18 protein-coding genes and 1 riboswitch are annotated in these 20,717 nt (G+C 72.5%); of the genes, 9 read left to right on the top strand and 9 right to left on the bottom strand.

The features are described 5' to 3' along the window. The first annotated feature begins 88 nt into the window (after window positions 1-88). Window positions 89-1,393: a D-alanyl-D-alanine carboxypeptidase family protein gene (locus ACFZBT_RS06595; RefSeq protein WP_391099172.1), complete on the top strand. Its 1,305-nt coding sequence runs from the start codon at window positions 89-91 to the stop codon at window positions 1,391-1,393. Between the two features lie 45 nt (window positions 1,394-1,438). Here ACFZBT_RS06595 and ACFZBT_RS06590 read toward each other — a convergent pair whose 3' ends face one another. The 4 genes from ACFZBT_RS06590 to ACFZBT_RS06575 are packed head-to-tail and all read right to left on the bottom strand — an operon-like array spanning window position 1,439 to window position 4,320. Then, a complete protein-coding gene (locus ACFZBT_RS06590) occupies window positions 1,439-2,368 on the bottom strand; it encodes a YhjD/YihY/BrkB family envelope integrity protein (protein WP_391099170.1) in 930 nt (309 codons plus the stop codon). Then, window positions 2,356-2,811 (bottom strand): GtrA family protein, encoded by a 456-nt coding sequence (locus tag ACFZBT_RS06585; protein WP_391099168.1) that lies wholly within the window; start codon window positions 2,809-2,811, stop codon window positions 2,356-2,358. The genes ACFZBT_RS06590 and ACFZBT_RS06585 overlap by 13 nt, the downstream gene beginning before the upstream one ends. After that, complete coding sequence (locus ACFZBT_RS06580) at window positions 2,808-3,752, bottom strand: decaprenyl-phosphate phosphoribosyltransferase (protein WP_391099865.1); 945 nt, start codon at window positions 3,750-3,752, stop codon at window positions 2,808-2,810. Before ACFZBT_RS06580 ends, ACFZBT_RS06585 begins: the two co-directional genes overlap by 4 nt. A 46-nt stretch (window positions 3,753-3,798) precedes the next feature. Then, window positions 3,799-4,320 carry a phosphatase PAP2 family protein gene (locus ACFZBT_RS06575; RefSeq protein ID WP_391099165.1) on the bottom strand — a complete coding sequence of 174 codons (522 nt, stop codon included), beginning with the start codon at window positions 4,318-4,320 and terminating at the stop codon, window positions 3,799-3,801. A gap of 133 nt (window positions 4,321-4,453) precedes the next feature. On the opposite strand from ACFZBT_RS06575, the gene ACFZBT_RS06570 reads away from it, so the two are divergent. Together ACFZBT_RS06570 and ACFZBT_RS06565 are read left to right on the top strand one after the other, a co-directional pair. Then, window positions 4,454-5,836, top strand: a complete 1,383-nt coding sequence (locus ACFZBT_RS06570) for an FAD-binding protein (protein WP_391099162.1) — start codon at window positions 4,454-4,456, stop codon at window positions 5,834-5,836. Window positions 5,837-5,860: 24 nt separating this feature from the next. Beyond that, window positions 5,861-6,616 carry a decaprenylphospho-beta-D-erythro-pentofuranosid-2-ulose 2-reductase gene (locus tag ACFZBT_RS06565; protein ID WP_391099160.1) on the top strand — a complete coding sequence of 252 codons (756 nt, stop codon included), beginning with the start codon at window positions 5,861-5,863 and terminating at the stop codon, window positions 6,614-6,616. Between the two features lie 41 nt (window positions 6,617-6,657). On the opposite strand, the gene ACFZBT_RS06560 is transcribed toward ACFZBT_RS06565, so the two are convergent. The 5 genes from ACFZBT_RS06560 to ACFZBT_RS06540 all read right to left on the bottom strand — a co-directional run bounded on the left by ACFZBT_RS06560 (window position 6,658) and on the right by ACFZBT_RS06540 (window position 11,800). Beyond that, the gene (locus ACFZBT_RS06560) at window positions 6,658-7,236 is read right to left on the bottom strand and encodes a 2'-5' RNA ligase family protein (protein ID WP_391099157.1); all 579 of its coding nucleotides are present in this window, start codon (window positions 7,234-7,236) and stop codon (window positions 6,658-6,660) included. 141 nt (window positions 7,237-7,377) lie between these two features. After that, complete coding sequence (trpS, locus tag ACFZBT_RS06555; RefSeq protein WP_391099155.1) at window positions 7,378-8,391, bottom strand: tryptophan--tRNA ligase; 1,014 nt, start codon at window positions 8,389-8,391, stop codon at window positions 7,378-7,380. 129 nt (window positions 8,392-8,520) lie between these two features. Next, a complete protein-coding gene (locus tag ACFZBT_RS06550) occupies window positions 8,521-9,999 on the bottom strand; it encodes a glycine hydroxymethyltransferase (RefSeq protein WP_391099862.1) in 1,479 nt (492 codons plus the stop codon). After that, window positions 9,999-10,085, bottom strand: a riboswitch (ZMP/ZTP riboswitch). (Overlaps the previous gene by 1 nt.) Window positions 10,086-10,232: 147 nt before the next feature. Further along, window positions 10,233-11,417, bottom strand: coding sequence for a glutathionylspermidine synthase family protein (locus ACFZBT_RS06545; RefSeq protein ID WP_391099152.1), 1,185 nt, complete (start codon window positions 11,415-11,417; stop codon window positions 10,233-10,235). A 14-nt stretch (window positions 11,418-11,431) separates the two neighbouring features. Further along, entirely contained in the window at window positions 11,432-11,800 is a 369-nt protein-coding gene (locus ACFZBT_RS06540) for a hypothetical protein (RefSeq protein WP_391099150.1), read from the bottom strand. Between the two features lie 125 nt (window positions 11,801-11,925). Here ACFZBT_RS06540 and ACFZBT_RS06535 point away from each other — a divergent pair, with 125 nt between their 5' ends. The 6 genes from ACFZBT_RS06535 (at window position 11,926) to ACFZBT_RS06510 (ending at window position 20,717) form a co-directional block, all read left to right on the top strand. Further along, window positions 11,926-12,798 (top strand): DMT family transporter, encoded by an 873-nt coding sequence (locus ACFZBT_RS06535; RefSeq protein ID WP_391099859.1) that lies wholly within the window; start codon window positions 11,926-11,928, stop codon window positions 12,796-12,798. Window positions 12,799-12,920: 122 nt separating this feature from the next. After that, a complete protein-coding gene (locus tag ACFZBT_RS06530) occupies window positions 12,921-13,499 on the top strand; it encodes an antibiotic biosynthesis monooxygenase (RefSeq protein WP_391099148.1) in 579 nt (192 codons plus the stop codon). Window positions 13,500-13,529: 30 nt separating this feature from the next. Continuing rightward, window positions 13,530-15,935, top strand: a complete 2,406-nt coding sequence (gene pabB, locus ACFZBT_RS06525) for an aminodeoxychorismate synthase component I (protein ID WP_391099145.1) — start codon at window positions 13,530-13,532, stop codon at window positions 15,933-15,935. Window positions 15,936-16,465: 530 nt separating this feature from the next. Next, entirely contained in the window at window positions 16,466-17,935 is a 1,470-nt protein-coding gene (locus ACFZBT_RS06520; RefSeq protein ID WP_391099856.1) for an AMP-binding protein, read from the top strand. A 23-nt stretch (window positions 17,936-17,958) separates the two neighbouring features. After that, window positions 17,959-19,548, top strand: a complete 1,590-nt coding sequence (locus tag ACFZBT_RS06515; protein ID WP_391099142.1) for an AMP-binding protein — start codon at window positions 17,959-17,961, stop codon at window positions 19,546-19,548. After that, window positions 19,545-20,717 carry an FAD-dependent monooxygenase gene (locus ACFZBT_RS06510; protein ID WP_391099140.1) on the top strand — a complete coding sequence of 391 codons (1,173 nt, stop codon included), beginning with the start codon at window positions 19,545-19,547 and terminating at the stop codon, window positions 20,715-20,717. Before ACFZBT_RS06515 ends, ACFZBT_RS06510 begins: the two co-directional genes overlap by 4 nt.

Below are 20,717 nucleotides of genomic sequence, written 5' to 3'. Positions count from 1 at the left end.
TCCAGTATCGCCAGAGCGTGTCCTGTTCCGTTCCCGGGGTGGGGGTGGAAGCGGGACTTCCCTGCGTATGGCATGTACGTTTCCGACCGTGCCCGCACCGAAGAAGACCACCAGGGGATCTCTGCTGGTCACCGCCGCCGTCCTGTCGTCCCTCGCCCTGGCCGCGCCCGTCGCCGTCGCGGCCCCGAAGCCCTCGGGCAGTCCGTCGGCGAGCCCCTCGGCCACTCCCCCGGCGTCGATGTCGACCGTGGGCGGCGCCCGGCTCGGGCGGCCGGGCACGCAGGTGAACCTGGCGAGCGGTGTGCCGGTGCTGCCGAAGGACGTGAGCGCCCGCTCCTGGATCGTCTCCGACGCCGAGACCGGTGACGTGCTCGCGGCGCACAACGCGCACTGGCGGCTGGCCCCGGCGAGCACGCTGAAGATGCTGTTCGCGGACACGCTGCTGCCGAAGTTCCCGAGCACGACCGAGCACAAGGTCGTGCCCTCCGACCTCGCGGGCATCGGCTCCGGCTCCAGCATGGTCGGGATAAAGGAGGACGAGACCTATACCGTCCACGACCTGTGGCTCGGCGTCTTCCTGCGCTCCGGCAACGACGCGGTGCATGTGCTGTCCGCGATGAACAAGGGCGTCGAGAACACCGTCAAGGAGATGAACGCGCACGCCGAGGAGCTGCAGGCCCTCGACACGCACGTCGTCAGCCCGGACGGCTACGACGCGGAGGGCCAGGTGTCGTCGGCGTACGACCTGACGCTGATCGCCCGTTCCGGGCTCCAGAAGAAGGACTTCCGCGAGTACGCCTCGACGGTGAGCGCGAAGTTCCCCGGCGAGACGAAGAAGGACAAGAAGGGCAAGACCGTCCGCAAGCCCTTCGAGATCCAGAACACGAACCGGCTGCTGAGCGGCGACGCGGACGTGCCCGTCTACCAGGGCATCGCGGGCGTGAAGAACGGCAACACCACCAACGCGGGGGCCACGTTCACCGGCGTCGCCGAGCGCAACGGCAAGGTGCTGCTGGTCACGGTGATGAACCCGGAGAGGGACGAGCACAACGAGGTCTACAAGGAGACCGCCCGGCTGTTCGACTGGGGCTTCAAGGCGGCCGGGAAGGTGCAGCCGGTGGGTGAGCTGGTGCCGCCGAAGAGCGCCGCGCAGGGCGCCGACCGGCCCGGCTCGAACCCCTCCGGCGAGGCCGGTGGCTCCGGCGACGCCGGGACCGGTTCGAAGCCGGTGGCGAGCGCCTCGGCCGCGGACGGCTCCAGCGGCATCGGAACGGCGCTCGGCATCACCGGCGGCGTCCTGGTACTGCTCGCGGCCGGCGCCTTCCTGATCAACCGCCGCTGGCCCCTGCCGGACCTGGTACGCCGCAGGGCCCGTTCGGGCGACGACGGCTGACGTCCCGGTACCGGCAGCGCCGCTGCGCTGTCGGTGTCTTCCCGGTCAGCCGCCGCCCGCCACCGCCGCATCGGCCGCCCCGCCCGGGCCCTCCGGCCGGCCCTGGCTCGCGGCCGGGAGTTCGTCCTGCTTGCTCTGTGTCGCCGTCCAGGACGCGCAGAACAGCACCAGCTTCGAGGTGAAGTTGATCCACAGCAGCAGGGCGACGGGGACGCCGAACGCGCCGTACATGCTCTTCGCGGCGACGCCCTGGAGGTAACCGCTGAGGAGCAGCTTGAGGAGTTCGAAGCCGACCGCGCCGGTCAGCGCGGCGACGACCAGGCGGTGGCGGGTCGGCTCCACGCCTGGCAGCAGGGTCAGGACGTAGAGCAGGAGCAGGAAGTCGGCGAGGACGGCTACCAGGAACGCGGCGATCCGGAGCAGGACCCCGCCCCAGCCGCCCTCGTCGATGCCCAGCTGCCGGATGATCCAGCCGACCATCGCGGAGGCGACGGCGGACGCGGCGAGGGTGACGAGGATCGCGCCGCCGAGGCCGACCAGGACGCCCGCGTCCTTGGCCTTGCGCAGGACCGGGTTCTCCTCCTCCTCGGGCAGCTCCCACACCGCGCGCAGACACTCGCGCATGGAACCGGCCCAGCTGATGCCGGTGAAGAGCAGCAGCGCGCCCGCGATGAGGCCGATGGCGCCGGCGTTGTCGACCAGCCCTGAGATGTCCAGCTGGTCGGAGATGCCGGGTACCTGCTCGGCGATCTTGTCCTGGAGCTTGTCCTGCTGGTCCTTGCTGAGCGTGGCGGCGGTGATCGCCGCGGAGACCGTCAGCAGCGGGAACAGCGCGACGAAACTCGTGAAGGTCATCGCGGCGGCCAGCCGCGTCCACGCCACGCGGTCCAGCCGCTCGTACGACCGCCACGCGTGGGTGATCATCAGCCGCTCCACCCACGGCCCGATCATCGGGAGCTTTTTCAGCCAGTCCATGATCCGCTTCTGCCCTCCGCCCGGAACACCCATGTACGGGTACCCCAGAACCGCAGAATCGTGGCCAGGGCCATGCCGACGACAGCGCCGGAGACGGTGTCCGCACGCTGGGAGGTGAGTCCGAGGCCATAGTGGCTGACGGTGAGACAGAGCAGCTGGACGGCGGCACCGGCGAGGTTCACCGCGAAGAACACGGCGTAGGGGCGCCAGCCCGGGGCCCGGGTGGTCCGGTAGGTGCCGAGGGCGTTGCCCGCGTAGGCCACCGAGCAGGCGGCCACGAAGGACAGGGTCTTGGCGGTGAGCGGGTCGAGTGCGGCGGGGCCGCGCAGGCAGGTGAACAGGGCCAGGTCGACGGCGTAGGCGAGGAGACCGACGGCGGCGAACCCGGCCAGTTCCCGGCGGCACGGGCGAGCCGGCCGGTGCCGCCACGCGCGCGTGGTCACCAATTGGCCACCGCCAGGCCGTACATCGCCATCCACACCAGTCCGATGAGGGCGAGCGCGCGGTCGCGCAGGACGACGTCCTCGGGTTCGCCGGCCGTGCCGCGGTCGGCGAAGACGGCGTATCTGAGGACGGCCAGGATGAAGGCGACCATGGACAGCTGCCGCCAGGGCAGCACGCTGGTGTGCGGGACGCCGCCCTCCTCCATGGCCCACAGGCAGTAGGCGAGGACGGCGGCCCCGGCGGCGAGCTGCCAGACGAAGCGGAGGTAGTCGGCGGTGTACTCGGTGAGCAACGCGCGCGTGGCACCCGCCTTTCCGGCCATCTGCACGGCCTCGGAGTAGCGCTTGGCCGACACCATGAACAGCGCGCCGAAGCCGGTGGTGATCAGGAACCAGCGCGACAGCGGGATGCCGAGGGCGAGTCCGCCGACCATCGCCCGCATCAGGAAGCCGGTCGTGACGACGGCGAGGTCGACGACGAGGACGTGCTTGAGGCTGACGCAGTAGGCCAGTTGCATGCCGAGGTAGGCGGCCAGCAGGGCGGCGACGGCCGGGGAGCAGAGCCGGGCCGCGGCGGCGGGCGCGAGGACGGCGAGGACGCCGCCGACGGCGTAGGCGACCGGCACGGGGACCTGCCCGGCGGCGACCGGCCGGTGCCGCTTGGTGGGGTGGGCACGGTCGGCCTCGGCGTCACGGGCGTCGTTGACGAGGTAGACGGCGGCGGCGCAGGCGGTGAAGAGGACGAAGACCAGGGCGAGTTGCACGACGGCGTGCCGGGAGAAGAGCTCGCCGGCGGCGGCCGGGGCGGCGACGACGAGGATGTTCTTGATCCACTGCCGGGGGCGCGCGGTCCTGAGGAGACCGGCCAGGAGACCGCCCCCGCGGGGTGGCGCGGGCCGTTGCTCGCCGACGCGCTGCCGCAGGACGGCCGTCTCGGTCATGGCGGGCGCCTCGGTCATGTCGGGCGCCTCAGTCATGTCGGGCGCCTCAGTCATGTCGGGCGCCTCCCTTCACCCAGCGGGCGCCGAGCCGGGCGGTGAGCGCGCCGAGGGCGGCGCCGGCCGCGACGTCCGAGGGGTAGTGGACGCCGGCCACCAGCCGCGAGACGCACACGGCGGCGGCCAGCGGCGGTACCGCGCGCGCTCCCAGGGCGCCGAAGGCGACGGCGGCGGCCGTGGCGGAGGCGGCGTGCGAGCTGGGGAAGGAGTGCCGGCCGGCGGTGCGCACCAGGGGCTCGACATGCGCGGGGCGCGGGCGGCGCACGACTCGTTTCACGCCCATGCTGACGAGATGCGCCCCGGCGGTCAGCGCCGTGCCGCGCAGCCAGGCGCCGCGCCGTCCGCCGTCCACAGCGGCTCCCGCGAGCCCCGCCGCCAGCCACAGCGCCGCGTGCTCCCCGGCCCAGGACAGGGCACGCGCGGCGCCCGCCACGCGTGGGTCGGTGCCGCACGCCCTAAGCGCCGAAACGATCCGATGGTCCATGTCGTGCAGGTCGTCGAGGTCGTCCATGCGGACTCACTGTTCACGCCCGCGCGGCCCGAACTCCGGCAATATTGAGCGACATCCCATTAATCACCCATTTCGGGGAGATATGCCATGTTCCCTAACTAATCGCCTACAAGAGGGCGATACGGTCACGGACATGTCTGCCGACACCGATTCCGACCCGGACGTCATGGGCCTGGACCACACCACCGTCACCGGCTGGGGCCGCACCGCTCCCACCGCGGGCCGGCTGATCCGCCCGAGGACGTACGAGGAGGCCGCGGCGGCGGTCCGGGAGTGCGGGGCCCGGGGCGGGATCCCCCGGGGCCTGGGACGGGCGTACGGGGACGCGGCGCAGAACGCGGGCGGTGCCGTGCTCGACATGACGGGCCTGGACCGCGTCCACGCGATCGACGCGGCCGGCGGCACCGTGCTGTGCGACGCGGGCGTCTCCCTGCACCGGCTGATGCGGGTGCTGCTGCCGCTCGGCTGGTTCGTGCCGGTCACCCCCGGAACGCGCTACGTCACCGTGGGCGGGGCGATCGGCGCCGACATCCACGGCAAGAACCACCATGTCTCGGGCTCGTTCGCGCGACACGTGCTGTCCTTCGAACTGCTCACCGCCGACGGCGAGATCCGTACGGTGGTCCCCGGCACGCCCCTGTTCGACGCCACCGCGGGCGGCATGGGGCTGACCGGCGTGATCCTCACCGCGACGCTCCGCCTCCAGCCGGTCGAGACCTCGCTGATGTCGGTCGACACCGAACGGGCCGCCGATCTCGACGATCTGATGGCCCGGCTGGCGGCCACCGACCACCGCTACCGCTACTCGGTCGCCTGGATCGACCTGCTGGCCCGGGGCGCCGCCACCGGCCGGGCGGTCCTCACCCGCGGCGACCACGCGCCCCTGGACGCGCTGCCCGCCCGGCTGCGCACGGACCCGCTGCCCTTCCGCACCGCCCGCCTCCCGGCCGCCCCGGGCTTCGTCCCCGAGGGCCTGCTCAGCCGGACCACCGTGGGACTCTTCAACGAGCTCTGGTACCGCAAGTCCCCCCGCGCACGGGTCGGCCGGCTCCAGCGGATCTCCGCCTTCTTCCACCCCCTGGACGGCGTGCCCCACTGGAACCGGGTCTACGGCCGGGGCGGCTTCGTGCAGTACCAGTTCGTCGTCGGCCACGGCCGGGAGGACGCCCTGCGCGGCATCGTCCGCCGTATCTCGCAGCGCCGCTGCCCGTCCTTCCTGGCCGTCCTCAAGCGGTTCGGGGAGTCCGACCCGGGCTGGCTGTCGTTCCCCGTGCCGGGCTGGACGCTGGCGCTGGACATCCCGGCGGGGCTGCCCGGCCTCGGGGCCTTCCTCGACGAACTCGACGAGGAGGTCGCCGCCGCGGGCGGGCGCGTCTACCTCGCCAAGGACGCCCGGCTGCGCCCGGAACTGCTCGCGGCCATGTACCCGCGCCTGGACGACTTCCGCGCACTGCGCGCCGAACTGGACCCGCACGGGGTGTTCGTGTCCGACCTGGCCCGCCGCCTCCACCTCTAGGCATCTAGGCATCTAGGAGCTGTCATGAAGGACGCCTTCGGTCTCCCCCAGTCCCTGCTCGTCCTCGGCGGTACGTCGGAGATCGCGCTGGCGACCGCCCGCCGGCTGATCGCCCGCCGCACCCGCACGGTCTGGCTGGCCGGCCGCCCCTCGGCCGCCCTGGAGGAGGCCGCCGGGCGGCTGCGCGGGCTCGGAGCCGACGTGCACACCATCGCCTTCGACGCGCTCGACCCGGGCTCCCACGAGGCGGTGCTCGGCAAGGTCTTCGCCGAGGGCGACATCGACATGGTGCTGCTCGCCTTCGGCCTGCTCGGCGACCAGGCCCGTGACGAACGGGAGCCGGAGGCGGCGGTGCGGGTCGCGCAGACCAACTACACCGGCGCGGTCTCGGCGAGCCTGGTGTGCGCCCGCGCGCTCCAGTCCCAGGGGCACGGCTCCCTGGTCGTCATGTCCTCCGTCGCGGGCGAGCGGGCCCGCCGCGCGAACTTCATCTACGGCTCCAGCAAGGCCGGCCTCGACGCGTTCGCGCAGGGCCTGGGCGACGCGCTGCACGGCACGGGCGTGCACGTCATGGTCGTACGCCCCGGCTTCGTCCGTACGCGGATGACCGCCGGCCTGCCGGAGGCGCCCCTGGCGACCACGCCCGAGGCGGTCGCGACGGCCGTGGAGCTGGGTCTGCGCCGCCGCTCGGAGACGGTGTGGGTACCGGGCGCCCTGCGCGTGGTGATGGCGGCGCTGCGCCACCTGCCGCGCGGGGTGTTCCGGCGGCTGCCGATCTGACGCGACCGCCTGTCTGACGCGGCCGCCTGTCTGACGCCGGATCAGCGCGTGGGGACCGAGCCGCGTTCCGCGGGGCCGGCCTGGGTCGGTACGACCGGGCCGCCGAAGGGGAACTCGCGGAGCTTGCGCCAGACGCCGTCGGCGCCCTGCTCGTAGAGGGCGAAGCCGGTGCAGGGCCACTCGGCCTCGTAGCCGGAGAGTTCCTCGAAGGCGCGGTCCATCGCCGCCTCGTCGATGCCGTGCGCCACCGTGACGTGCGGGTGGTACGGGAACTGCAGTTCGCGCGGGACCGGCCCGGAGGGGTCGCGGACCTGCTGCTGGAGCCCCGTGCAGGCCTCCGCTCCCGAGGCGATCTGGACGAACACGACCGGCGAGACGGGCCGGAACGTGCCCGTGCCGGACAGCCGCATGGGGAACGGCCGGCCGGCGGCGGCGACCTCGGTGAGATGCGCGTCGACGGCCGGCAGGTCGTCCTCGTCGATCTCCGTCGGCGGCAGCAGGGTGACGTGCGTGGGGATGCCGTGAGCCGAGGCGTCGCCGAAGCCCGCGCGCAGCTGCTGGAGCTCGCTGCCGTGAGGCTCCGGGACCGCGATCGAGACACCGATCGTTACGGTCCCCACGTCGTCTCCTGTCGTTCAGTTGGCGGGTCGCTGATACGACCACCCGGTTATCGACTGTACGGCCACGGGAGGGTTACGGGCAGGCGCAACCGGAGTGATGTACAGCGCTGTCGGGTGGTACGGCTGTGCGCGGGGGCGGGTTCAGTGCTTGGCGGGCAGGAAACCGACCTTGTCGTACGCCTGGGACAGCGTTTCCGCGGCGACCGCGCGCGCCTTCTCGGCGCCCTTGGCGAGGATCGAGTCGAGCGTCTCGGGGTCGTCCAGGTACTGCTGGGTGCGCTCCCGGAACGGCGTCACGAAGTCGACCATGACCTCCGCGAGGTCCGTCTTGAGCGCGCCGTAGCCCTTGCCCTCGTACTTGGCCTCCAGCTCGGCGATCGTCTCGCCGGTGAGGGTCGAGTAGATGCCGAGGAGGTTGCTGATGCCGGGCTTCTCCGCCGCGTCGTAGCGGATCACGGTGTCGGTGTCCGTGACCGCGCTCTTGACCTTCTTCGCGGTGGCCTTCGGCTCGTCGAGGAGGTTGATGAGGCCCTTCGGCGTGGACGCCGACTTGCTCATCTTGATCGACGGGTCCTGAAGATCGTAGATCTTCGCCGTCTCCTTGAGGATGTACGGCTTGGGGAGCGTGAAGGTCTCGCCGAAGCGGCCGTTGAAGCGCGTGGCCAGGTCACGGGTGAGCTCGATGTGCTGGCGCTGGTCCTCGCCGACCGGGACCTCGTTGGCCTGGTAGAGCAGGATGTCCGCGACCTGGAGGATCGGGTACGTGAAGAGGCCGACGGACGCGCGCTCGGCGCCCTGCTTGGCGGACTTGTCCTTGAACTGGGTCATCCGGCCGGCCTCGCCGAAGCCGGTGAGGCAGTTCATGATCCAGGCGAGCTGGGCGTGCTCGGGGACGTGGCTCTGGACGAAGAGCGTGCAGCGGTCCGGGTCGAGACCGGCGGCGAGGAGCTGGGCGGCTGCCAGGCGCGTGTTCGCGCGCAGGTCCTTCGGGTCCTGCGGGATGGTGATCGCGTGCAGGTCGACGACCATGTAGAACGCGTCGTGGGTCTCCTGGAGGGCCACCCACTGGCGGACGGCGCCGAGGTAGTTGCCGAGGTGGAACGAGCCGGCGGTGGGCTGGATGCCGGAGAGCACGCGGGGTCGGTCAGAGGCCATGTTTCTTATTGTCTCAGAGGGGTGTGGGTGGTTTCGGCGGGTGGGGAACCGCGGGACCGTTGTGGCTGGTCGCGCCCCGCGGCGGCGGAGCCGCACAGAGATGCGGCCCCGCGCCCCTTTCGGGGGCTTTCAGCCGAGGTCGATCTCCGGGTAGAGCGGGAAGCCCGCCACCAGGTCCGTCGCCCTCTGGGAGATCTCGTCCGCCACCTTCGGGTCGAGGACGTGCTGGGCCTTGGAGGGGGCGCCCGACTTGGTCGTGCCCGCTTCCGTGGTGGTGAGGACGCGGTCGATGAGGCCGGCGACCTCGTCCATCTCGGTCGTGCCCAGGCCGCGGGTGGTCAGGGCCGGGGTGCCGACGCGGATGCCGGAGGTGTACCAGGCGCCGTTCGGGTCGGCGGGGATCGCGTTGCGGTTGGTGACGATGCCCGAGTCGAGCAGGGCGGCCTCGGCCTGGCGGCCGGTGAGGCCGTAGGAGGAGGCGACGTCGATCAGGTTGAGGTGGTTGTCCGTGCCGCCCGTGACCAGCGTGGCGCCGCGCCGCATCAGGCCCTCGGCGAGGGCGCGCGAGTTGTCGACGATGCGCTGGGCGTAGTCGCGGAAGGACTCCTGGCGGGCCTCCGCGAGGGCGACGGCCTTGGCGGCCATGACGTGCGGGAGCGGGCCGCCGAGGACCATCGGGCAGCCGCGGTCGACCTGGTCCTTCAGGGAGTCGTCGCACAGCACCATGCCGCCGCGGGGGCCGCGCAGCGACTTGTGGGTGGTCGTCGTCACGATCTGGGCGTGCGGGACCGGGTCGAAGTCGCCGGTCAGGACCTTGCCCGCGACCAGGCCGGCGAAATGCGCCATGTCGACCATCAGCGTCGCGCCGACCTCGTCGGCGATCTCGCGCATGATCCGGAAGTTCACCAGGCGGGGGTAGGCCGAGTAGCCCGCGACGATGATCAGCGGCTTGAACTCGCGGGCGGTGGCGCGCACGGCCTCGTAGTCCAGCAGGCCCGTGGCCGGGTCCGTGCCGTAGGCGCGCTGGTCGAACATCTTGCCGGAGATGTTCGGACGGAAGCCGTGGGTGAGGTGGCCGCCGGCGTCCAGGGACATGCCGATCATGCGCTGGTTGCCGAAGGCCTGGCGCAGCTCGGACCAGTCGGCGTCCGTGAGGTCGTTGATCTGGCGGACGCCGGTCTTCTCCAGGAAGGGCAGCTCGACGCGGGCGCCGAGGACGGCCCAGAAGGCGACGAGGTTGGCGTCGATGCCGGAGTGCGGCTGGACGTAGGCGTGGCGGGCGCCGAAGAGCTCCTTGGCGTGCTCGGCGGCCAGCGACTCGACGGTGTCGACGTTGCGGCAGCCGGCGTAGAAGCGGCGGCCGATGGTGCCCTCGGCGTACTTGTCGCTGAACCAGTTGCCCATGGTCAGGAGGGTGGCCGGGGAGGCGTAGTTCTCGGAGGCGATCAGCTTGAGCATCTCGCGCTGGTCGGCGACCTCCTGGCCGATGGCGTCCGCCACGCGGGGTTCGACGGAGCGGATCACGTCGAGGGCGGCGCGGTAGGCGGTGGAAGCGGGGGTGAGCTGCTCGGGCATGGGGGACCTCCGGACGTTGCGTTCGGCGTTCACGGTACGGCCCAGGCGCACGGCTCTTGTCGTTCGGGCCGCTCCCCGATGGTTTGTCCATCCCAAGCGCGCCAGTCACGGCCCGGCGATCAGCCTACCGGCTGGGGCGGGGGAGCGGCTGCCGGGTTGCTCTGCGTTGCCGGGTGCGGGTGCGTTGTGGCTGGTCGCGCCCACGCGGCGGTAGCCGCACATCGATACAGCCCCGCGCCCCTGAGGGTGTCAGCCCTCCACCTCGTTCAAAGGATCACGTGGGGGAGGAACCTCGCGTACTCGTCCGTGATCAGGCCCGACGACTCGCGGATGCCGAGGCCCGCCGACTCGTTCTCCACCACCCAGGCGCCCAGGACCACGCGGTTGCCGTCGAAGTCGGGCAGGGGGGCGAGCTGCTGGTAGACGCAGGGTTCGTCCCGGACGAAGGGGTCGGTGCCGGGGGCGTGGATCGTGACGCCCGCGCCCTCTCGGCCGAGGAGGGGCTTGGCGACCCAGCCCGTGGTGGACGACAGGTCGCGGGGGCCGTCCAGGTACGCGGGGAGGAGGTTCGGGTGGCCGGGGTTCAGCTCCCAGAGGATCGCGAGCAGGGCCTTGTTGCTGAGGAGCATCTTCCAGGCCGGTTCGATCCACAGGGTGGAGCCCGTGCCGCCGCCGTTGTCGAGGGTGTCCAGGACGTGTCCGGCGAAGCGGTCGGTGGTGAGCCACTCCCAGGGGTAGAGCTTGAAGGCACTGCGGATGAAGCGCAGGCGGTTGTCGACGAAGCGGCCGGAGAGGCGGTCCCAGCCGATCTCCTCCATGGCGATCCAGTCGGTGGCCAGGCCCGCCTGCTCGGCCGTCTCCTTGAGGTAGGCGACCGTCATCATGTCCTCGCCGAGTTCGTCGGCGGAGGAGTACGCGAAGTACAGGGGGCTGCCGGGCGGGAGGAGGGCGGCCTGCTTCTTCCAGGCGTCGATGAGGCGTTCGTGGAGGGAGTTCCACTGGTCGGCGCCGGGGAAGCGCTCCTCCATCCAGAACCACTGGGGTGACGCGGCCTCCACCAGTGAGGTGGGGGTGTCGGCGTTGTACTCCAGGAGCTTGGCCGGGCCGGTGCCGTCGTAACGGAGGTCGAAACGGCCGTAGAGGGAGGGGAGTTCGGCGCGGCGGTGCCAGGACTCGGCGACCGCCTCGGCCACGCGGGGGTCGGTGATGCCCAGGTCGGCGAAGCGGTCCTCGGCGACGATGTGGGCGGCCGCCGCCAGGCACATGCCGTGGAGTTCCTCGACGACCTCTTCCAGGGCCTCTATCTCCGGAAGGGTGAAGACGTAGTACGCGCTTTCGTCCCAGTAGGGGCGCAGGGAGTCGTCGGGGTAGCGGGTCAGGGGGTAGATCAGGCCCTGTTCCTCGACGGTCTGCTGCCAGCCGGGGCGGGGCTCCATCGTGTGGCGTTCCATCGGCGCGGGCCCGGTCAGCCGCCGCCGCTGCCGGAGCCGGAGCAGCCGAAGCCGCCCCGGTCGACGGCCTCGCTGCGGCTGAAGGTGCCGTTGTCGGCGTAGCCGGCGCTGACGTCGGCGTCGTAGTACCAGTCGGCGTCCGCGGTCCCGCTCTTGCCGGTCTTCTTGCCGCCCTTGCCCTTGCCGTAGGAGGAGCCTGAGGACGATCCGGACTTGCAGTTCTTGTCGGCGACGATCTTGTAGCCGTTGATGTAGTCGTGGCTGTCCCGGTCCACGCAGCGGCGGTCCGGTTCCGAGCCGCAGGCGGACAGGGCCGCCGCGAGGACACCCATGCCGCCCAGCACCACCGTGCTGGAGCGCAGTCGCCGCCGTGTTTCGGCCATCTTCGTCTCTCCCCGTGTTCCCCGTCGTGTACCTGCCGAGCGGTCAGCCTAGAGAGGGGCGGGAGCGGGCGCGCATGCCCCCCTGCCCGCACCCCCTCCCCTACTGTCGTTTTGTGATCTTTGGAATGGTGTGCGCCCTTGGTGCGGCCGTCTGCTTCGGTACGGCGACGGTGTTGCAGGCGATGGCCGCGCGGTCGGCCGCGGCGACCGGACCGGTCGGGGACATGGCGCTGCTGTGGCGGGCGCTGCGGCAATGGCGGTATCTGCTGGGGCTCGCGCTGGACGGGCTCGGATTCCTGCTCCAGATCATCGCGTTGCGGTCGGTGCCGATCTATGCCGTGGGGGCGGCGCTGGCCGCGAGCCTCGCGGTGACGGCCGTGGTCGCGGCGCGGCTGCTCAAGGTGCGGCTGAGCCGGATGGAGTGGGGGTCGGTGGGGGTGGTGTGCGCCGGGCTCGCGCTGCTGGGACTGGCGTCCGGAGCGGAGGGCGACGAGTCCGGGCCGAGCTGGCTGAAGTGGGCGATGCTCGGGGCGGCGGCCGGGGTGCTGCTGCTCGGGGCGGTGGGCGGGCGGCTGCCGGAGCGGGGGCGGGCGCTCGCGCTCGGTCTGGGGGCCGGCTGCGGGTTCGGGGTGGTGGAGGTGGCGGTCCGGCTGATCGACGGGCTGTCGCCCGGGGAGCTCTTCACGAACCCGGCGGCCTACGCGCTGGTGCTCGGGGGCGGGGCCGCGTTCCTGCTGCTGACCTCGGCCCTGCAGCGCGGCTCTGTGACCACGGCGACCGCGGGCCTGGTGCTCGGGGAGACGGTCGCGCCCGCGCTGATCGGCGTGATCTGGCTCGGGGACCGCACGCGGGAGGGGCTGGGCTGGCTGGCGGTGGCCGGTTTCGCGGTGGCGGTGGCCGGGGCGCTGGCTTTGTCGCGGTTCGGGGAGGCGCCGGTGGAGTCCGGGGGCGGGGCGGCCGGGGAAACCGGGGAGGACGCCGCGGTCACGCCGAAGTGAGCTGGGCTTTTACGCAGGAGTGCCCGCGCCGTAAGGCTTCACGTTCCCGACAGCTTCCGGGCGGCCGGAAAATTGTTTGTTGAAACTTGAACGCGCGGGAACCGCTTTCCGTACGGTACGGCGTGACCAGTAATCCCGTCACGGTCACCGTGGCCTATCGCGTGACGCCGGGCCGTGCGGCCGACTTCCACTCCTGGGGGTGGGCCATGCTGGGCGCGACCGCGCGGCAGCCGGGATTTCTGGGGGGTGGGGTACTTGTCGACGGAGGGGCGGAGTGGCATGTCGTCTATCGCTTCGCCAGCGAGGGTTCGGCCCTGGCCTGGGAGCAATCGCTCTCCCGGACACAGTGGGACGCCCGGCTGGAGGGGGTCGCCCGGGAGGCGGAGCGCCGAAGGGTGCCGGGCGCCCGGGCCTGGTTCGAAGCGCAGACTCTGACACCCGCGCCACCGGCACCGCCGAAGAAATGGAAACTGTGGTTCGTGAATATGAGCGCGGTTTTCCCGCCGGTGCTCCTGTTCAATCTGACGGTTCTTCCTTATCTCGGTGACTTCAACGCGCTGATACGCACGCTGCTGTTATGCCTGTGTGTGACCGCCCTTGTCACCTGGATTCTCATGCCGCGCCTCCAGCGTTTCTTCAGGAAATGGCTCTACCCGTCGCTCCAGGCACTTCGTGGGCGGCACAAACGCCGGACCACGTAGGTCCGCGAACGAACAGAGGGAGGTGGGCGGGTGAAGACCCTGCTCATCGACAATTACGACTCGTACACGTACAACCTGTTCCAGCTGATCGCCGAGGTCAATGGCGAGGAGCCGGTGGTGGTCCGTAACGACGCGCCCGTCGACGGGGTTCCGGATCTCCGGGAGTTCGACAATCTGGTGGTGTCCCCGGGCCCCGGGCACCCGGGCGACGCGCGTGACTTCGGCATCGGGACCAGGCTGCTCGCGACCTCCCCGGTTCCCGTGCTCGGCGTGTGCCTCGGCCATCAGGGCATCGCGCTCGGGGAGCGGGGTCTGGTGGGGCCGGCTCCGGAACCGCGGCACGGGCACCTCTCCACGATCCGGCACGACGAACAGGATCTGTTCCAGGGCCTGCCGCAGCATTTCACCGCCGTCCGCTATCACTCGCTGGCCGTGCGCGAGCCGTTGCCACCGGCGCTGGAGGCCACGGCCTGGTCGGAGGACGGCGTCCTGATGGGGCTGCGGCACCGCGGCCGGCCGCTGTGGGGCGTGCAGTTCCACCCGGAGTCCGTCCTCACGGAGTACGGCCACCGCATGCTCGTGAACTTCCGCAACCTGACCGCCGCGCGGGCCGGCAAGCTGCGCACGAAGAACACGGCGGTCCCGTTCCCCGAGGCACCGGCCCGACGCCGGGCATCGGTGCCGGAGTGCGACGCGGGGGTCCGGAGGCCGGCGCGGGCCGAGGCCGGCCTTCGGTCCGGGCCTGTGGCGGGCTCGCCGCGGGCCGGGGTTTCCCGGGCTGCGGCCGTCTTTCCCGTCTCGGCGATGTCCCGGGCGGCGGTGAACGTCTCTGGCGGGACTGCGGTCGGCGGTGCCGGCGCGGCCTCCGACGCTCCCCCGCAGCCCTCGCCGCCCGCGCCGCCCGCCGTCGCCATTCCCCGCCCCCGCCGCCCCGGCCGTGTCGGCTACCGGCTGCACACCCGTCGGGTCGCCGGTGCCGTCGACACCGAGGCGGTCTTCACCCGGATGTTCGCCGGGTCGCCCCGGTCGTTCTGGCTGGACAGCTCCCTGGTCGAGGCCGGGCGGTCGCGGTTCTCGTTCCTGGGGGACGACAGTGGGCCGCTCGCGGAGTTCGTGCGGTACGACGTCGCCGCAGGGCGCTGTGAGATCGAGCGGGCCGGGCGGCCGGTGCGGAAGGTCACGGCGAGTGTCTTCGATTATCTGAAGCGGCAGTTGACGAATCGGCGGGTGGACGCGACCGGGCTGCCGTTCGACTTCACCGGAGGGTACGTCGGCTACCTCGGCTACGAGGTGAAGGCCGACTGCGGCTCGCCCAACCGGCACCGCTCCCCCTCCCCGGACGCCGCCTGGCTGTTCGCCGACCGGGTGATCGCGGTGGACCACGAGGAGGGCTTCACCTACGCCGTGTGCCTGGCGGAGGACACCCCGCAGGCGGCCCGGGAGGCCGCCGACTGGCTGGAGAGCGCGCTGGCGGACCTCAGCTGCGTGGCGACGGAGCGGGCGCCGCTGCCCGTGCCGTCGGCCCTGGCGGACTCCGGCGCCGCCGAGCCGTGGCTCGTCCGGGACCGGGCGACGTATCTCGCGGACATCGAGGCGTGCCAACAGCAGTTGCGGGCCGGCACCAGCTACGAGGTGTGCCTCACGAACGCCGCCCGTTTACCCGCTCCGCCCGACGCGCTGGACTTCTACCGGACGCTGCGCCGCGACAACCCGGCCCCGTACGCGGCGTTCCTGAGTTTCGGGGAACTGGAGGTGGCCGGTTCCTCGCCCGAGCGGTTTCTGAAGATCGACCGGGACGGTACCGCCGAGGCCCGGCCCATCAAGGGGACCGCGGCCCGGGGCGACGGACCGGAGGAGGACGCCCGGCTGCGGGACGCGCTCTCGTCGGACGACAAGACCCGGGCCGAGAACCTGATGATCGTCGATCTGCTCCGAAACGACCTCGGGCAGGTCTGCCGGACGGGGTCGGTGCGGGTGTCGAAGCTCATGGCCACGGAGACGTACGCCACGGTGCATCAGCTCGTCTCGACCGTGGTGGGCCGGCTGCGGCCGGGCACGGACGCGGTGGACTGTGTCCGGGCCTGCTTCCCCGGCGGGTCGATGACCGGCGCGCCGAAGCTGCGCACGCTGGAGATCATCGACTCGCTGGAGACCGAGGCCCGGGGCGTGTATTCCGGCGCCCTCGGCTACTTCGGGTGCGGCGGCGGCGCGGATCTCAGCATCGTCATCCGTACCGCCGTGTTCGCCGACGGCCAGACGCATCTGGGCGCGGGCGGCGCGATCGTGCTCGGCTCCGACCCGGAGGCGGAGTACGACGAGATGCTGCTGAAGACCGCCGCACCGATGCGGGCCCTGCACCAGCACACGGCCGACCGGATACGGCGGCAGGCACCGCCGGGGGACAGAGCCGGGGCGGGCGGGGAGGCCCGGCGATGACCAGTCCTCAGGTCGAGATGACCAGTGCGAAGGCTGAGGCGCCCAGGCTCCGGGCCGGCATGTCCAGGCCTCACGCCGAGACGAACCGGCCGCAGGCCGAGGTCACCGGGCCGCAGGCCGAGGTCACCAGGCCCCGGGCCGACATGACCGGCGCTCAGGCCGAGGTCACCAGCCAACCGGCCGAGGTCACCAGGCCCCAGACCGACATGACCGGCACTCAGGCCGAGGTCACCAGCCAACCGGCCGAGGTCACCAGGCCCCAGACCGACATGACCGGCACTCAGGCCGCGATCACCAGCCAACCGGCCGAGGTCACCAGGCCCCAGACCGACATGACCGGCGCTCAGGCCACGATCACCAGGCCACAGGCCGAGGTCACCAGGCCGCTGACCGACATGACCGGTGCAACCGACATGACCGGTGCAGAGGCCAAGGCGCCCAGGCCGCAGGCCGAGGCCATCAGGCCGCGGACCGAGACGCCCACGCCTCAGCCCGAGTCGATCCCGGCCCAGGCCGGAACGCCCGGGAACATGGCGGCCCAGCTCGCGGAGCTCGCCGAGCGGCGCGGGTGGAACGGGCGGACCGCGTTTCACCAGGGCCACCGGGCCTGGACCCATGGGGAGGTGCACGACCTCGCGGCCCGGGCGGCCACCGTGCTCGCCGAGTGCGGAGTGCGCCCCGGGGACCGGGTACTGCTGGCGCTTCCCGACTCGCTCGCCTGGGTGACGGCCTTCCTCGCCACCGCCCGGCTCGGCGCCGTCGCGGTCCTGGTCAACCCCGAACTCCCCGCGGCCGACCATGTGTTCCTGGCCGAGGACACCGGAGCGCTGCTGTGCGTGACGGGGCCGGGCCTGGAGGAGCGGTTCGCCCGCCGGGCCTGTCTGGGAGCGGATCAGCTGATGGCGCTCGCCCCGGCCGCCGAGCCCGCGCCCGCGCACCAGGTCGACGCGCACGCCCCGCTGTACGTCCAGTACACCTCCGGTACTACGGGCCGTCCCAAGGGCGTCGTGCACACACACGGCGATCCGCGGACGTACCACGACCTGGTCGGCCGGCGGGTGCTGCGGATCACCGCGGACGACGTCACGCTGTCGGTGTCGAAGCTGTACTTCGCCTACGGCTTCGGCAACGCCTTCGTCTTCCCGCTGTTCTCCGGTTCGTCCGCGGTGCTGGTGGACCGGCGTCCGACCCCGGCCGGCATCGACGAGCTGGTCGCCCGGCACCGGGTGACGCTGCTCTACTCGGTGCCGTCCGCGTTCGCCGCCCTGGTCGCCGAGCGGGGCCACGGGCACGAGGGCTGCTTCGCCTCGGTGCGGGCCGCGGTGTCGGCCGGCGAGGGGCTGCCGGACGGGCTCGCACGGCAGCTGACCGCGCTGCTCGGGGCGCCGGTGCTGGAGCAGATCGGCTCCACCGAGGCGGGTCACGCGTTCTGCGCCAACGGCTTCGCCCACGACCATCCCGGCACCGTCGGCCGACCCGTGCCCGGTTTCGAGGTGGAGCTGCGCGACCGTGACGGGCGCCCGGTGCCGGACGGCGAGGAGGGCGAGATGTGGGTGCGCGGGCCGACGGTCACCCCGGGCTACCTGAACCGGCCCGAGGAGACGGCGCGGAGCCTGGTCGGCGGATGGCTGGCCACCCGCGACCGGGCATGCCGCGAACCGGACGGCTCCTACCGGCATCTGGGCCGCGCCGACGACATGGAGATGGTCGGCGGCATCACCGTCTCCCCGTTGGAGGTGGAGGCCGTGCTGCGCGGCCATCCGGCGGTGCGGGAGGTGGCGGTCGCGGCGGTGCCCGACGGGCGGGGCGCGAGCCGGCTGCGGGCCTTCGTGGTGCCGGTCGCGTCCGCGCGTGACGGTCTGTCGGACGAGCTGATCGGCCTGGCGCGGGAGAGCCTCGCCGCCTTCAAGGTCCCCCGCAGCGTCAGCTTCGTCCCCTCGCTGCCGCGCACCCCGACCGGGAAGCTCCGCCGCCATCTGGTGCGCCGGGGTGCCTGGTGAACACCTCGGAAAGGAACGGCCTCATGCGACAGTCCCAGGACCGGTCCCGGCCCCTGCTCGCCGATCGCGGCTTCTATCTGGGACCGGTCTTCCGGCGGGCCGCCGACCGGCACGGGGCCGTCTTCGTCACCCTGGACCGGCCGCTGGACGTCAACCCCTCCCTCGGGGTCGACCTGAGCTACACCGTGCTCGCCGACGTGGTGGAGGAACTGTCCGGCCGGCTGTGGGAGGCCGGGGTGCGGCCCTCCGAGCAGGTCGTCGTGCACAAGGCCGACAACGTCGACATCATGCTGCTGACCTGCGCCGCCTCCAGAATCGGCGCCGTGCCCGTGCTGCTGTCGCCCGCGCTGGCGCCCCAGGTCGCCGGGCAGCTCCTCGCACGGCTGCGCCGCCCCTGGCTGATCACCGACAGCGCCACCCTGGACGGGCTGAAGGACCTCGCCCTGTCCGGGCTCGTGCGGCGGACGCTCTGCGTGGACGACGCGTCCGGGGCGGAGCCCCTGGCGAAGTACGCCGGCGCCGAGCCGCCCCCGCCGGTCCGGCTCCACCCCCGCGAACCCGCCCTGATCACCCACAGCTCGGGCACCACCGGCGTCCCGAAGCTGGCCGTGCACTGCGCGCAGACCATGTGGAACCGGCTCGTGCCGCAGCAGGCGATGGGCTGGCCCACCCGGGGCGAACCGGCCGCGCTGCACATGTCCTTCGTGCACTCGCGCTTCTACCATCTGCTCGGCGTGCTGCTGCACTTCGGCAGCCCGCTGGTGCTGATCACCGACCCGGATCCGGCCGCCGTGGGGCCGCTGCTGGCCCGGCACCGGCCCGGCATCGTGGAGACGCACCCCAACACGTTCGTGCTGTGGGAGGAGCTGGCCGATGCCCCCGGGGCCCCGCTGTCCCGGGTCCGGTCGTACGGCTCCACGTTCGACGCCATCCATCCGCGCACCGTACGGCGGCTGCTGGGCGCCTCCCGGCGCCGTACGCCCTGGCTGATCCAGCTGTACGGGCAGAGCGAGACGGGCCCGGTGGCGTTCCAGGTGGTGACGCGGCGCGGTGCCGCCCGGGTGGACGGGCGCCGGGTCGGGATCGGGATACCCGGCTTCACCCGGGTCCGGGTCACCGACGCCGAGGGCAGGCGGGTCGCGCCCGGCACGCCCGGCCGGATCGAGGCCCGCACCCGGGGCCGGATCCTCACCTACCTGGGCATGCCGGAGCGCTACGACCGTCAGCTCACCGACGGCTGGTGGGAGATGGGCGACATGGGCTACCGGAGCCGCCTGGGCGCGCTGTACCTGATCGACCGTGAGGTGGACCGGATCGACGCCGTGCACAGCAATCTGGAGGTCGAGGACGCGCTGATGTCCCGCCTGGAGGAGCTGCGCGAGGTCGTCATCGTGCCGGGCGCGGACCGCGAGCCGGTGCCGGTGGTGTGCGTGCGCGGCGAGCGGCCCCTGGACCCGGAGCGCTGGCGGAACGCCACGGCGGGGCTGCCGGCGATGGCCGAGCCGCGGCAGTGGCGGTTCGAGGATCTGCCGATGACCGCGACGTGGAAGGTGAAGCGCGTGGAGATCGCGCGGATGCTGGCGGGGACCAGGGCCGAAGGCGCCCGCGCATGACGCTGGTCGTGGGCGCCGGGCCCGTGGGCCTGTCGGCGGCCCTGGCCCTGCGCTCGCACGGGCTGCCTGTGGTGCTGCTGGAGGCCGACGCGGAGGACCGGGAACGGCCCGGCAGCCGGGCCCTGTTCGTGCACCGGGAGACCCTGGGCCTGCTGGACGCGATGCTGCCCGGCCTCGCCGCCGAGGTCACCTCGTACGGGCGGACCTGGCACACCCGGCGCACCCTCTACCGGGGGCGCGAGGTCTACGCCCGCACGTTCCCGCCGCCGTCGGGTCCGCCGCCCTTCACCAGCCTGCGCCAGACGGACACCGAACGGTTCCTGCGCGCGGCCTGCGAGGGCGCCGGAGTCGAGTTCGTGTGGGGGGCGCGCGTGGCGGGCGTGAGCACCTCGGCGACGGAGGTCCGGCTGACGGGCGAGGACGGGCGGGTGTGGACCGGCGCGTACGCCGTGGCCGCCGACGGCGCCCGCTCGGCGGTCCGGCGCGAGCTGGGCATCGCCATGGAGGGCACACACGGCGAGGGCTTCCATGTCGTGGTGGACGTCGCCGACGTGCCGGGCGCGGAACTGCCGCTGGAGCGGGTCTTCCACTACGAGCATCCCGGGGTCGGCGGGCGCAGTGTGATGCGGGTTCCGTTCACCGGCGGCTTCCAGGTCGACCTGCAGTGCCGGGACGACGACGCGCAGGAGGAGTACGGCACCGAGGAGGCCGTACGGCGCTGGCTGCCCGCGATCGTCGGGGACGGCTACGGCGACCGGATCATGTGGGTGTCGACGTACCGCTTCCTGCGCAAGGTGGCGGCCTCGTTCACCGATCCGCACGGGCGGGTGCTGCTGGCCGGGGAGGCGGCGCATCTCTTCCCGCCGTTCGGGGCACGCGGCATGAACAGCGGGATCGCGGACGCGGCGGCCGCCGCGGAGGCGATCGCCGCCGGGACCGGCGAGGCGGTCGCGCGCTTCGCCGAGGTGCGGCGGGCGGCGGGCCTGTTCAACAGCGCCGCCGCCGGTACGGCCCTGGACCATCTGCGGCCGCACCGCCGTACCGTCCGGGTCAGGCAGCGGGCGGCGGCGGCCCTGGCGCCGGTGCTGCCGTGGTGCGGATCATGGCTGGAGCACGCGCCGTACGGGCCTCGGCACGGGGCGCCGGCCGTCGCGGGCCGCAAGTACTGA

It is taken from the genome of Streptomyces sp. NPDC008137, from assembly GCF_042957035.1.
Lineage (GTDB): Bacteria > Actinomycetota > Actinomycetes > Streptomycetales > Streptomycetaceae > Streptomyces.
This window is presented reverse-complemented; position numbering and strand designations above follow the sequence as displayed.

Excerpts from the sequence above, each read along its gene's own strand:
- trpS (WP_391099155.1), bottom strand. The coding sequence starts at position 8,391 with ATGGCCTCTGACCGACCCCGCGTGCTCTCCGGCATCCAGCCCACCGCC.
- ACFZBT_RS06520 (WP_391099856.1), top strand. The coding sequence starts at position 16,466 with ATGGCGGCCCAGCTCGCGGAGCTCGCCGAGCGGCGCGGGTGGAACGGG.
- ACFZBT_RS06510 (WP_391099140.1), top strand. The coding sequence starts at position 19,545 with ATGACGCTGGTCGTGGGCGCCGGGCCCGTGGGCCTGTCGGCGGCCCTG.
- ACFZBT_RS06540 (WP_391099150.1), bottom strand. The coding sequence starts at position 11,800 with ATGGCCGAAACACGGCGGCGACTGCGCTCCAGCACGGTGGTGCTGGGC.
- ACFZBT_RS06590 (WP_391099170.1), bottom strand. The coding sequence starts at position 2,368 with ATGGACTGGCTGAAAAAGCTCCCGATGATCGGGCCGTGGGTGGAGCGG.
- ACFZBT_RS06575 (WP_391099165.1), bottom strand. The coding sequence starts at position 4,320 with ATGGACGACCTCGACGACCTGCACGACATGGACCATCGGATCGTTTCG.
- ACFZBT_RS06535 (WP_391099859.1), top strand. The coding sequence starts at position 11,926 with ATGGTGTGCGCCCTTGGTGCGGCCGTCTGCTTCGGTACGGCGACGGTG.
- ACFZBT_RS06580 (WP_391099865.1), bottom strand. The coding sequence starts at position 3,752 with ATGACCGAGACGGCCGTCCTGCGGCAGCGCGTCGGCGAGCAACGGCCC.
- ACFZBT_RS06570 (WP_391099162.1), top strand. The coding sequence starts at position 4,454 with ATGTCTGCCGACACCGATTCCGACCCGGACGTCATGGGCCTGGACCAC.
- ACFZBT_RS06565 (WP_391099160.1), top strand. The coding sequence starts at position 5,861 with ATGAAGGACGCCTTCGGTCTCCCCCAGTCCCTGCTCGTCCTCGGCGGT.
- ACFZBT_RS06515 (WP_391099142.1), top strand. The coding sequence starts at position 17,959 with ATGCGACAGTCCCAGGACCGGTCCCGGCCCCTGCTCGCCGATCGCGGC.
- ACFZBT_RS06545 (WP_391099152.1), bottom strand. The coding sequence starts at position 11,417 with ATGGAACGCCACACGATGGAGCCCCGCCCCGGCTGGCAGCAGACCGTC.